Origin of the sequence: Achromobacter deleyi (assembly GCF_016127315.1) — a bacterium.
GTDB classification, from domain to species: domain Bacteria; phylum Pseudomonadota; class Gammaproteobacteria; order Burkholderiales; family Burkholderiaceae_B; genus Achromobacter; species Achromobacter insuavis_A.
This window is the reverse complement of the sequence record NZ_CP065997.1, coordinates 2,379,116-2,390,766: the sequence shown is the minus strand read 5'-3', so window position 1 is coordinate 2,390,766 and position 11,651 is coordinate 2,379,116. Positions and strand designations below refer to the sequence as shown.

At 69.8% G+C, this 11,651-nt stretch carries 10 protein-coding genes; 9 read left to right on the top strand and 1 reads right to left on the bottom strand.

Features of this window, described 5'->3' with window-relative positions:
* Nucleotides 1-2 precede the first annotated feature (2 nt).
* The 6 genes from I6I07_RS10790 to phbB are packed head-to-tail and all read left to right on the top strand — an operon-like array spanning nucleotide 3 to nucleotide 7,704.
* A complete protein-coding gene (locus tag I6I07_RS10790; protein WP_198486625.1) occupies nucleotides 3-1,502 on the top strand; it encodes an efflux transporter outer membrane subunit in 1,500 nt (499 codons plus the stop codon).
* Nucleotides 1,499-2,566, top strand: a complete 1,068-nt coding sequence (locus tag I6I07_RS10785) for an HlyD family secretion protein (RefSeq protein WP_198486624.1) — start codon at nucleotides 1,499-1,501, stop codon at nucleotides 2,564-2,566. Before I6I07_RS10790 ends, I6I07_RS10785 begins: the two co-directional genes overlap by 4 nt.
* Nucleotides 2,566-5,319: a ribosome-associated ATPase/putative transporter RbbA gene (rbbA, locus tag I6I07_RS10780; protein WP_198486623.1), complete on the top strand. Its 2,754-nt coding sequence runs from the start codon at nucleotides 2,566-2,568 to the stop codon at nucleotides 5,317-5,319. The genes I6I07_RS10785 and rbbA overlap by 1 nt, the downstream gene beginning before the upstream one ends.
* 3 nt (nucleotides 5,320-5,322) lie before the next feature.
* Complete coding sequence (locus tag I6I07_RS10775) at nucleotides 5,323-6,450, top strand: ABC transporter permease (RefSeq protein WP_006391458.1); 1,128 nt, start codon at nucleotides 5,323-5,325, stop codon at nucleotides 6,448-6,450.
* A 44-nt stretch (nucleotides 6,451-6,494) separates the two neighbouring features.
* Nucleotides 6,495-6,968: a hypothetical protein gene (locus I6I07_RS10770; RefSeq protein ID WP_006391459.1), complete on the top strand. Its 474-nt coding sequence runs from the start codon at nucleotides 6,495-6,497 to the stop codon at nucleotides 6,966-6,968.
* Nucleotides 6,958-7,704, top strand: coding sequence for an acetoacetyl-CoA reductase (gene phbB / locus I6I07_RS10765; RefSeq protein ID WP_198486622.1), 747 nt, complete (start codon nucleotides 6,958-6,960; stop codon nucleotides 7,702-7,704). Before I6I07_RS10770 ends, phbB begins: the two co-directional genes overlap by 11 nt.
* A gap of 66 nt (nucleotides 7,705-7,770) precedes the next feature.
* On the opposite strand, the gene I6I07_RS10760 is transcribed toward phbB, so the two are convergent.
* Nucleotides 7,771-8,667, bottom strand: a complete 897-nt coding sequence (locus I6I07_RS10760) for a LysR family transcriptional regulator (RefSeq protein WP_198486621.1) — start codon at nucleotides 8,665-8,667, stop codon at nucleotides 7,771-7,773.
* A gap of 144 nt (nucleotides 8,668-8,811) precedes the next feature.
* On the opposite strand from I6I07_RS10760, the gene I6I07_RS10755 reads away from it, so the two are divergent.
* The 3 genes from I6I07_RS10755 to I6I07_RS10745 all read left to right on the top strand — a co-directional run bounded on the left by I6I07_RS10755 (nucleotide 8,812) and on the right by I6I07_RS10745 (nucleotide 11,649).
* Nucleotides 8,812-9,678, top strand: coding sequence for an EamA family transporter (locus tag I6I07_RS10755; protein ID WP_198486620.1), 867 nt, complete (start codon nucleotides 8,812-8,814; stop codon nucleotides 9,676-9,678).
* Between the two features lie 9 nt (nucleotides 9,679-9,687).
* Complete coding sequence (locus I6I07_RS10750) at nucleotides 9,688-9,906, top strand: tautomerase family protein (RefSeq protein WP_006391465.1); 219 nt, start codon at nucleotides 9,688-9,690, stop codon at nucleotides 9,904-9,906.
* Between the two features lie 306 nt (nucleotides 9,907-10,212).
* On the top strand, nucleotides 10,213-11,649 hold the full coding sequence (locus I6I07_RS10745; RefSeq protein ID WP_198486619.1) for a cytochrome ubiquinol oxidase subunit I: 1,437 nt from the start codon (nucleotides 10,213-10,215) through the stop codon (nucleotides 11,647-11,649).
* Nucleotides 11,650-11,651: the final 2 nt, after the last annotated feature.

Here is an 11,651-nt window from a genome sequence, read left to right as displayed (position 1 = left end):
GCATGACTCGGCGTTCCCCTCCGGCATGGCGCGCCGCCCGCCTCGCGCCCGTTGCGCTGGCCCTGCTGCTGGCGCAAGGCTGCGTGTCGATGGCGCCGCAATACGTGCGCCCCGACCTCCCGGTGGCCGCGGCCTATCCCGAACCGGCCGGCGCGGCGTCGGCGGCTCCCGACGCGGCCCGCGTGGGCTGGCGCGACTACTTCGCCGATCCCGTGCTGCAGGGCCTCATCACCGACGCCCTGGCCTACAACCGCGACCTGCGCACCGCCCTGCTGCGCGTGGAAGAGGCGCGCGCGCTCTATGGCATCCAGCGCGCCGACCAGTTCCCCACGCTCGGCGTGCAGGCCGATGGCGCCCGCGGCCGCACGCCGGGCGACCTGAACCTGACCGGCCAGCCGCAAGTGGCCAGCCAGTACCAGGTCGGCCTGGGCATGGCGGCCTGGGAGCTGGATTTCTGGGGCCGCGTGCGCAGCCTGAAGGACGCCGCGCTCGAGAACTACCTGGCTTCCGATGCCGCCGCCGAGGCGGCCACGCTGAGCCTGATCGCGCAGGTGGCCGACAGCTACCTGTCGCTGCGCGAACTGGATGAACGCCTGGCGCTGACGCGCGAAACCATCGCCTCGCGCGAGGAATCGCTGCGCATCTTCCGCCGCCGCTACGAGGTCGGCTCGATCTCCAAGCTCGACCTGACCCAGGTCGAAACCCTGTGGCAGCAGGCCCGCGCGCTGGGCGCCGATCTCGAACGCCAACGCGCCACCCAGGCCCACGCGCTGGAGCTGTTGACCGGCAAGCCGCTGGCGCTGCCCCTGCCACAGGCGGGCCTGGACGACGCCAGCGTGATGCGCGACCTGCCCGCCGGCCTGCCCTCCGACCTGCTGACGAACCGCCCCGACATCGTCGCCGCCGAACACCAGCTGCGCGCCGCCAATGCCAACATCGGCGCGGCCCGCGCCGCGTTCTTCCCCCGCATCACGCTGACCGGCGCCTTCGGCACCGCCAGCGCCGAACTCGACGGCCTGTTCGGCAGCGGCAGCCGCGCCTGGAACTTCGCGCCCAGCATCAACCTGCCGATCTTCGACGCCGGCCGCCGCGGCGCCAACCTGGACCTGGCCGAGGTGCGCCGCGACCAGGCCGTGGCCGGCTACGAACGCGCCATCCAGAGCGCCTTCAAGGATGTCGCCGACGCGCTGTCGGCGCGCCGCTGGCTGGCCGAGCAGGTCGCGGTGCTGCGCGCCACCGTCGCCGCGCAAGGCGAACGCGCGCGCCTGGCCAAGCTGCGCTACGACCACGGCGCCTCGCCCTACCTCGAAGTGCTCGACGCCCAGCGCGACCTGCTGGCCGCGCAGCAGACGCTGGTGCAGACGCGGCGCGCGCTGCTGTCGGCCCGCGTCGGCCTGTATGCCGCGCTCGGCGGCGGCACCGAGGCGCCCGCCACGCCCGCGCCCGGCACACCCGCCACTCCGACCGTCCCCGCGCCGACCGACACAGGATCCGCATCATGAAGCTGCCCACCCGAAAACTGATTCCCGTCCTCGTGATCCTGGCCGTGGCCGCCGCCGGCTACTACGGCTGGCGCATGCTGTCCGACACCGGCCCCGGCGCCGGCTTCGTCAGCGGCAACGGCCGCATCGAGGCCACCGAGGTCGACGTCGCCACCAAGCTGGCCGGCCGCGTGCAGGACGTGCTGGTGAGCGAGGGCGACTTCGTCGCCGCCGGCCAGCCGCTGGCGCGCATGCAGATCGACACGCTGCAGGCGCAGCGCGAGGAAGCGCGCGCCCAGCACCAGCAGGCCATCAACAACGCCGCCAGCGCCAGCGCCCAGATCGCGCAACGCGAGAGCGACAAGCTGGCCGCCGAGGCCGTGGTGGTGCAGCGCGAAAGCGAGCTGGACGCCGCGCGCCGGCGCCTGGCGCGCTCCGAGACGCTGTCCAGGGAAGGCGCCTCGTCGATCCAGGAACTGGATGACGACCGCGCCCGCATGCGCAGCGCGCAGGCCGCCGTCAACGCCGCGCGCGCCCAGGTCAAGGCGGCGCAGGCGGCCATCGACGCGGCCAAGGCGGCCCAGGTGGGCGCCCAGTCCGCGGTCAACGCGGCGCTGGCCACCATCGCCCGCATCGAGGCCGACATCACCGACAGCGAGCTGCGCGCGCCGCGCGACGGCCGGGTGCAGTACCGCGTGGCGCAGGCCGGCGAAGTGCTGGGCGCCGGCGGCAAGGTGCTGAACATGGTGGACCTGGCCGACGTCTACATGACCTTCTTCCTGCCGGAGCAGGCCGCGGGCCGCGTGGCGCTGGGACAGGACGTGCGCATCGTGCTGGACGCCGCGCCGCAGTACGTGATCCCGGCCAAGGTGTCGTTCGTGGCCAGCACCGCGCAGTTCACGCCCAAGACCGTCGAGACCGCCACCGAGCGCCAGAAACTGATGTTCCGCGTCAAGGCGCAGATCGATCCCGAACTGCTGCGGCAACACCTGCGGCAGGTCAAGACCGGGCTGCCCGGCGTGGCCTGGCTGAAGCTGGACGGCGACGCGCAATGGCCCGCCAACCTTGAAGTCAAGGTGCCGTGATGAACGCGACCACGACAGCCTCCTCCGCCCCGGTGGTCAAGCTGTCGGGGGTGACGCTGCGCTATGGCAAGACGCTGGCGCTGGACGATATCTCCCTGGACATCCCCGCCGGCCACATGGTGGGCCTGATCGGCCCCGACGGCGTGGGCAAGTCGAGCCTGCTGGCGCTGGCCGCGGGGTCGCGCGCGGTGCAGGCCGGCACGGTCGAGGTGCTGGATGGCGACATGGCCAGCAAGGCGCATCGCGACGCGGTCTGCCCGCGCATCGCCTACATGCCGCAGGGCCTGGGCAAGAACCTCTACCCGACCCTGTCGGTGGAAGAGAACCTGCAATTCTTCGGCCGCCTGTTCGGCCACGGCGAGGCCGAGCGTCGCCGCCGCATCGACAGCCTGACGCAGAGCACCGGCATGGCGTCGTTCCTGTCGCGTCCGGCCGGCAAGCTGTCCGGCGGCATGAAGCAGAAGCTGGGCCTGTGCTGCGCGCTGATCCACGACCCCGACCTGCTCATCCTGGACGAACCCACCACCGGCGTCGACCCGCTGGCGCGCGCGCAGTTCTGGGACCTGATCAACGACATCCGCCGCGAGCGCCCGGGCATGAGCGTGATCGTGGCCACCGCCTACATGGACGAGGCCCAGCGCTTCGACTGGCTGATCGCCATGGACGCGGGCCGCGTGCTGGCCACCGGCACGCCCGACGAGCTGCGCCAGCGCACCGGCACCGACACGCTGGAAGCCGCCTTCATCGCGCTGTTGCCCGAGGAAAAGCGGCGCGGCCACAAGCCCGTCGAGATCCCGCCGCTGACGCTGGACGACGACGCCGTCATCGCCATCGAGGCGCGCGACCTGACCATGCGGTTTGGCGATTTCGTCGCGGTCGACCACGTCAACTTCCGCATCCGCAAGGGCGAGATCTTCGGCTTCCTGGGTTCCAACGGCTGCGGCAAGTCCACCACCATGAAGATGCTGACCGGCCTGCTGCCGGCCAGCGAGGGCAAGGCCTGGCTGTTCGGCGCCGAGGTCGACCCGCGCAACATCGACACGCGGCGCCGCGTCGGCTACATGTCGCAGGCCTTCTCGCTGTATGGCGAGCTGACGGTGCGGCAGAACCTGGTGCTGCATGCGCGTCTGTTCCACGTGCCCGAGGCCGAGATCGCGGGCCGGGTCGACGAGATGGCGGCGCGCTTCGACCTGGGCGAGTCGCTGGATGAACTGCCCGAGAAGCTGCCGATGGGCGTGCGCCAGCGCCTGTCGCTGGCGGTGGCCATGGTGCACAAGCCCGAGCTGCTGATCCTGGACGAGCCGACCTCGGGCGTGGACCCGGTGGCGCGCGACAACTTCTGGCGCCTGCTGATCGCGCTGGCGCGGCGCGACCAGGTCACCATCTTCATCTCGACCCACTTCATGAACGAGGCGCAGCGTTGCGACCGCATGTCGCTGATGCACGCCGGCAAGGTGCTGGTCAGCGCCGCGCCCGACGAGATCACGCGGATGCGCGGCGCCAGGACGCTGGAAGAAGCCTTCATCGCCTACCTGATCGACGCCGGCGCGGGCACCCAGCCGGGCCAGGCGCAAGCGCCGGCGCCTGCCCCCGCTGCCGCCCCGGAACCGGCGGCGCACGAGGCCCGCGGCTTCAGCCTGCAGCGCACCTTCAGCTACATGTGGCGCGAGGCGCTGGAACTGCGCCGCGACCCGGTGCGCGCCACGCTGGCGCTGGCCGGCTCGCTGCTGCTGATGTTCGTGATGGGCTTTGGCATCAGCCTGGACGTGGAAGACCTGCGCTACGCGGTCATGGACCGCGACCAGACCACGCTGAGCCAGAACTACAGCCTGAACCTGGCCGGCTCGCGCTATTTCATCGAGCAGCCGCCGATCAGCAGCTACCAGGACATGGACGCGCGCATGCGCAGCGGCGAATTGTCCCTGGCGATCGAAATCCCGCAGGGGTTCGCGCGCGACGCCGAGCGCGGCCGCAACGCGCAGGTCGGCGTCTGGATCGACGGCGCCATGCCGCAGCGCGCCGAGACCATCCGCGGCTACGTGCTCGGCATGCACCAGGGCTGGCAGCAGCAGCAGGCGCGTGAACGGCTGGGCGCCGCCGCCACGCAGCAGGTCGGCATCGAGACGCGCTTTCGCTACAACCCCGACGTGCGCAGCCTGCCGGCCATGGTGCCGGCCGTGATCCCGCTGTTGCTGCTGATGATGCCGGCCATGCTGACGGCGCTGGCGGTGGTGCGCGAGAAGGAACTGGGCTCGATCATCAACCTGTACGTCACGCCGGTCACGCGGCTGGAATTCCTGCTGGGCAAGCAGGCGCCCTACGTGGCGCTGGCGATGCTCAACTTCCTGTTGATGGCGCTGCTGGCGGTGACGCTGTTCGGCGTGCCGATCACCGGCAGCTTCGCCACGCTGCTGGCGGCCGCGCTGATCTACAACGTGGTGGCCACCGCCATCGGCCTGCTGGCCTCGACCTTCACCCGCAGCCAGATCGCGGCGCTGTTCTTCACCATGATCGGCACGCTGGTGCCGGCGGTGCAGTTCGCCGGCCTGCTCAACCCGGTGTCGTCGCTGGAAGGCGCCGGCAAGCTGATCGGCCAGGTCTACCCGGCCACCCACATGCTCACGATCAGCCGCGGCGTGTTCAGCAAGGCGCTGGATTTCTCCAACCTGCAGGGATCGTTCTGGCCCCTGATCGTCGCGATTCCCGTGATCCTGGGCGCGTCGGTGCTCCTTTTGAAAAAGCAGGAGACCTGAGCCATGCCGCGACATACCGCCAATATCTTCCGGCTGGGCGTGAAGGAACTGTGGAGCCTGGCGCGCGACCCGATGATGCTGGTCCTGATCTGCGTGTCGTTCACGCTGATGATCTACACGGCCGCCACCGCCGTGCCCGAGTCGCTGCACAACGCCGCAATCGCGGTGGTGGACGAGGACGCCTCGCCGCTGTCGGCGCGCATCACCTCGGCGTTCTACCCGCCGCACTTCACCCGGCCCGAGATGGTCACCTCGGCCGAGGCCGACGCCGGCATGGACGCCGGGCGCTATACCTTCGCGGTCAACATCCCACCGAACTTCCAGCGCGACGTGCTGGCCGGCAAGCCGGCCGAGATCCAGCTGAACGTGGACGCCACCCGCATGAGCCAGGCGTTCACCGGCAGCAGCTACATCCAGCAGATCATCACCGACGAGATCAACGAATTCGTCAAGCGCTACCGCAAGCCGACCGAGCTGCCGGTGGACCTGGCGGTGCGCATGCGGTTCAACCCCAACCTGACGCAGGCCTGGTTCGGCAGCCTGATGGAGATCATCAACAACGTCACGATGCTGTCGATCATCCTGACCGGCGCCGCGCTGATCCGCGAACGCGAGCACGGCACCATCGAGCACCTGCTTGTCATGCCTGTAACACCCACCGAGATCATGCTGGCGAAAGTCTGGTCCATGGGGCTGGTCGTATTGGTGTCGGCTGGGCTATCGTTGACATTCGTCGTGCGTGGCCTGCTGCAGGTGCCGGTCGAGGGATCGGTGGCGCTGTTCCTGGCCGGGGTGGCGCTGCACTTGTTCGCGACCACTTCCATGGGCATCTTCATGGCCACCCTCGCACGCAGCATGCCGCAATTCGGCATGCTGCTGGTGCTGGTGCTGCTGCCGCTGCAGATGCTGTCGGGTGGCACCACGCCGCGCGAAAGCATGCCGGACTTCGTGCAGAACATCATGCTGGCCGCCCCCACCACCCATTTCGTGGAACTCGGCCAGGCCATTCTTTTCCGCGGCGCGGGCTTGAGCGTCGTGTGGCAGCCCTTCCTGGCGCTGGCGCTGATCGGCAGCGTCCTGTTCGCCTTCTCGTTGACCCGATTCCGCAAGACCCTCAGCCAGATGGCGTGAGGCCTGTGCATTCGTTGCCCCTTACCACTCTCTTAAAAGGACGCATGATGAAGAAGACAACCGCCCCCACGCCCCAGGACCTCGCCGGCGCCAACGCCGCCTATTGCCAACGACTGGGCGAACTGGCGCGCGAAAGCCAGCAGCGCTGGCTGCAGCTGGGCCAGCGCCTGGCCAGCGACGGCACCGGCCAGTACCTGTCGACCCTGGCGCCGCTCAAGCTCGACGGCAACTGGCAGAACATCGCCCCCGCGCTGGGCGAGGTCACGCGCAAGCAATGGCAGTGCCAGCTCGAGGCCAGCCAGGCCATCACCCACGCCGCGCTGGAAGACCAGGCGGCGCTGGCCGCCGGCGTCAGCGAAGCCGTGAGCGGCTGGCTGCGCAACGCCTCGGCCGCGGCCAGCGGCGGCCTGGCCGATTCGCCGCTGACGCGCATGTGGTCGTCGTATTGCGACCAGATGACCTCGGCCTGCTCGGCCATGCGCGAGGCCAGCCAGTTCGGAGCGCGCCATGGCGACTAAACGCACCGCGCTCATCACCGGCGGCGCGGGCTGCCTGGGCCGCGCCATCGCCCGGGCCCTGCACGACGCCGGCCACGACGTCATCGTCACCTGCCACTCCAGCGAGGCCGCCACGCGCGAATGGCTCGACGAAGAGGCCGCCGCCGGACGCCGCTACGACATGGTCAAGGTCGACGTGGCCGACTACGACTCGTGCCAGGCGCTGGCGCGGCGCCTGGCCGACGACGGCCGCCAGATCGACATCCTGATCAACAACGCCGGCATCACACGCGACGCCAGCCTGCGCAAGATGAGCTACGAGAACTGGAACGAGGTCCTGCGCAGCAACCTCGACTCGATGTTCAACATGACGCAACCCCTTTGCGGGCCGATGGCCGACCGCGGCTGGGGACGCATCGTCAACATCTCGTCGGTGAACGGCTCCAAGGGCGCCTTCGGGCAGACCAACTATGCCGCGTCCAAGGCCGGCATCCACGGTTTCACCAAGGCGCTGGCGCTGGAACTGGCCCGAAAGAACGTCACGGTCAACACCGTGTCGCCGGGCTACCTGGCCACGCGCATGGTCAAGGCCGTGCCGGAGGAAGTGCTCAAGGAGAAGATCCTGCCGCAGATTCCGCTGGGCCGGCTGGGCGAGCCCGACGAGATCGCCGCGCTGGTGGCGTTCATCTGCAGCGACGCGGCCGCGTTCATGACCGGCAGCAATGTGGCCATGAACGGCGGGCAGCACATGTATTGATGCGCGCCGGGCGTCGGGCGGCGGCGTCCGGCCGTTTCCCGCGCCCTGCCTGTCGCCGCGCCGGCCTCACGCCGGCGGCGGCGCCAGTTCCTCGACCAGGAAGTCCACCAGCGCGCGCACCTTGGCCACCATGTGACGGCGCGACGGGTACACCGCGTAGACGTCGGTCTCCACCGGCGTCCAGTCCGGCAGCACGGCGCGCAGCGTGCCGCGTTCCAGGTCGTCCCGCACATATACCCGCGGCACCAGGCTGACGCCGAATCCGGCCCGCAACGCGTCGCACACCGCCAGGCTCGAGCTGACCTTGTAGCGGCCGCGCGCCGGCACCCGCTCGACCTGCGCGCCGCGCCGGAAGGTCCATTCATCCGCATGCCCCGACAGCGTGAAGCGCACGCACTCCAGACGCCGCAGGTCGGCCGGCTGCGTCGGTTCGCCATGCTGCTCGAAGTAGGCCGGCGCGCCGCACAGCACATGCTCCAGCGCCATCAGCTTGCGCGCCACCAGGCTCGAATCCTCGAGCCGGTCGCTGCCGCGGATGGCCACGTCGAACCCCTCCTTGACCAGGTCGATGCGGCGATCCTCCAGGTGCAGGTCGAGCGACAGGCGCGGATGGCGCGCCAGGAAGCGCGGCATCGCGGCCGACAGCAGGGTCAGGCTCAGCGACAGCGGCGCGCTGACGCGCAACGTGCCGCTGGGCTCCTGCTGCAAGGGGCCCAGCGCCAGCTCGGCCTCGTTCAGGTCGTCGAGAATGCGGGCCACCTGCTCGTAGTACTGCCGCCCCGCCTCGGTCAGGCTCATGCGGCGCGTGGTGCGGTTCAGCAGCCGCGCGGCGACGTGCGCCTCGAGTTCGGCGATGTTCTTGCTGACGGCCGCGGGCGACAGGCGCAACTGGCGCGAGGCCGCGGCGAAGCCGCCCTGCTCGACCACCTGGCGAAAGACCTTGAGCGCGGTGAGATGATCCATGGGACGGCCCTTTTTTATTTACTGGCAGTGAATGATGTCGCGACCGGAATCGATATTATCGTCCGGGCGCGATTCAATTAGCCTGTCGGTATCGAAGCCGCCGGCCCGCGCCCTTTGGCGTGGCCGGCCTGAAGGAATCCCGCCATGCCGCGCAGCACCGACCTGCTCCTGACCGCCACCGCCCCCGCCATCTGGGGCAGCACCTATGTCGTCACCACCCTGATGCTGCCGCAGGGCTATCCGCTGACGGTGGCGATGCTGCGCGCGCTGCCCGCCGGGCTGTTGCTGCTGCTGGCGGTGCGCAAGCTGCCGCACGGCATCTGGTGGCTGCGCACCGCGATCCTGGGCGCGCTGAACTTTTCCATTTTCTGGGCGCTGCTGTTCGTGGCCGCCTACCGCCTGCCGGGCGGCGTGGCCGCGACCCTGGGCGCGATCCAGCCGCTGGTCGTGATCCTGCTGGCGCGCGCCTTGCTGGGCACGCCGGTGCGCGGCCTGGCGGTGCTGGCGGCCCTGGCCGGCATCGGCGGCGTGGCGCTGCTGGTGCTGGGGCCGAAGGCGGCGCTGGATCCGGTGGGCGTGGCGGCCGGGCTGGCCAGCGCCGCGTCGATGGCGCTGGGCACGGTGCTGAGCCGCCGCTGGCAGCCGCCGGTGTCGGCGCTGGCGTTCACCTCCTGGCAATTGACGGCGGGCGGCGTGCTGCTCGTGCCTCTCGCCTTGCTGGCCGAACCGGCGCTGCCCGCGCCGACCCTGCTGAACGTGCTGGGCATCGCCTACCTGGGACTGATCGGCGCCGCGCTGACCTACGTCATCTGGTTCCGCGGCCTGGCCCGGCTGGAGCCCGCGGTGGTGTCGTCGCTGGGCTTCCTGAGCCCGGTGTCGGCGGTGCTGCTGGGCTGGGCGCTGCTGGACCAGCGCCTGAGCGCGGCGCAGATGGCCGGCATGGCGATCGTGGTGGCCAGCGTGTGGCTGAGCCAGCGCGTGCAGCGCCGCGTATCATCGAAACTCGCCTAGGAGACAACCATGCCTTACATCAACATCCAGATCACCCGCGAAGGCGCCACGCGCGAACAGAAGGCCGAGCTGATCAAGGGCGCCACCGACCTGGTGGTGCGCGTGCTCGGCAAGGACCCGCAGGCCACGTTCGTGGTCATCGAGGAAGTCGACACCGACAGCTGGGGCGTGGCCGGCGAAACCGTCACGGCGCTGCGCCAGCGGCAGCGCGCCGCGCAGGCGACCTGACGGGTCCGGCCCGCCGCCAGGTGCCCCTGCGCGGCGGCCGGAGCAGACGGCGCAGCCTCACCGCTGCGCCGTTTTTTTTGTAACACCGCCATCTGGCCCTTTCATCGCACCCGCTTCGTTTTCCCTATGGGAATCCGGGCCGCGGCATGACCGCATCGCCAAATTGATCCGCTTTTTTCGTCGTCGTCTGAATCTGTACTGCACAGCGGCTCCGGCCTATCTTGGCGCTACAGGCATCGGCCTGTCCGCGCGCGCCGCCCGGTGGCGGCAGGATCGCGCGGGCCTTGAAGTCAGGAATCACCCGCCATGGATAGCGACGCGCTACTGCTTGCCCGAATACAGTTCGGATTCACCATTTCCTTCCACATCATTTTCCCCGCCATCACCATCGGCCTGGCCAGCTATCTGGCCGTGCTCGAAGGCTGCTGGCTGCGCACCCGCAACACCGTCTACCGCGACCTCTACCACTTCTGGACCAAGATCTTCGCCGTCAACTTCGGCATGGGGGTGGTGTCCGGCCTGGTGATGGCGTACCAGTTCGGCACCAACTGGAGCTTCTTTTCCGATTTCGCCGGCAGCGTCACCGGGCCCCTGCTGGCCTACGAAGTGCTGACCGCGTTCTTCCTGGAGGCCGGCTTTCTCGGCGTGATGCTGTTCGGCTGGTCGCGCGTGGGCCCGGGCCTGCACTTCTTCTCGACCATCATGGTGGCGCTGGGCACGCTGGTGTCGGCCACCTGGATCCTGGCGTCCAACAGCTGGATGCAGACGCCCGCGGGCTACGAGATCCTGGACGGCCGCGTGGTGCCGACCGATTGGCTGGCGGTGATCTTCAATCCCTCGTTCCCCTACCGCCTGGCGCACATGGGCATCGCCGCGTTCCTGGCCACCGCGCTGATGGTGGGCGCGTCCGGCGCCTGGCACCTGCTGCGCGGCGACCGCAGCCCGGCGGTGAAAAAGATGTTCGCGATGGCGATGGCCATGCTGGCGATCTCGGCGCCACTGCAGGCGGTGGTGGGCGACTTCCACGGCCTGAACACGCTCAAGCACCAGCCCGCCAAGATCGCGGCGATCGAAGGCCACTGGGACAACGAGCCCGGCGCCGGCGTGCCGCTGACGCTGTTCGGCATCCCCGACATGGAGCGCGAAGAAACCCGCTACGCGCTCAACGTGCCGCGCCTGGGCAGCCTGATCCTCACGCACAGCTGGGACGGCCAATTCCCCGGCCTGAAGTCGTATCCGCCCAAGGACCGGCCCAACGCCACCGTGGTGTTCTGGTCGTTCCGCGTCATGGCCGGACTGGGCATGCTGATGATCCTGCTGGCGGCCTGGGCGCTGTGGGCGCGCTGGCGCGGCCGTCTGTACCAGTCGCGCGCGCTGCAACGCTTCGCGCTGTGGATGGGGCCGTCCGGCCTGGTGGCGATCCTGGCCGGCTGGTATGTCACCGAGATCGGCCGCCAGCCGTGGATCGTCTACGGCGTGATGCGCACGGCCGACGCCGCCACCCGCCATGGCCTGGGCGAACTGACGCTGACGCTGGTGTTGTTCGTGGTGGTGTACCTGTTCGTGTTCGGCGCCGGCGTGTCGTACATGCTGCGCCTGATCCGCATGGGCCCGACCCCGGCGCCCGGCCATGCGCCACTGTCCGGCGGCCCCGGCGAACCGCGCCAGCCGTCGCGGCCGCTATCGGCCGCGTCCACCTCGGCGGACGCCAAGTCCGCGCAACCTGGATTCAAAGGAGCCTGACG

Excerpts from the sequence above, each read along its gene's own strand:
- I6I07_RS10790 (WP_198486625.1), top strand. The coding sequence starts at position 3 with ATGACTCGGCGTTCCCCTCCGGCATGGCGCGCCGCCCGCCTCGCGCCC.
- I6I07_RS10760 (WP_198486621.1), bottom strand. The coding sequence starts at position 8,667 with ATGGATCATCTCACCGCGCTCAAGGTCTTTCGCCAGGTGGTCGAGCAG.
- I6I07_RS10785 (WP_198486624.1), top strand. The coding sequence starts at position 1,499 with ATGAAGCTGCCCACCCGAAAACTGATTCCCGTCCTCGTGATCCTGGCC.
- I6I07_RS10750 (WP_006391465.1), top strand. The coding sequence starts at position 9,688 with ATGCCTTACATCAACATCCAGATCACCCGCGAAGGCGCCACGCGCGAA.
- rbbA (WP_198486623.1), top strand. The coding sequence starts at position 2,566 with ATGAACGCGACCACGACAGCCTCCTCCGCCCCGGTGGTCAAGCTGTCG.
- I6I07_RS10755 (WP_198486620.1), top strand. The coding sequence starts at position 8,812 with ATGCCGCGCAGCACCGACCTGCTCCTGACCGCCACCGCCCCCGCCATC.
- I6I07_RS10775 (WP_006391458.1), top strand. The coding sequence starts at position 5,323 with ATGCCGCGACATACCGCCAATATCTTCCGGCTGGGCGTGAAGGAACTG.
- I6I07_RS10770 (WP_006391459.1), top strand. The coding sequence starts at position 6,495 with ATGATGAAGAAGACAACCGCCCCCACGCCCCAGGACCTCGCCGGCGCC.
- I6I07_RS10745 (WP_198486619.1), top strand. The coding sequence starts at position 10,213 with ATGGATAGCGACGCGCTACTGCTTGCCCGAATACAGTTCGGATTCACC.
- phbB (WP_198486622.1), top strand. The coding sequence starts at position 6,958 with ATGGCGACTAAACGCACCGCGCTCATCACCGGCGGCGCGGGCTGCCTG.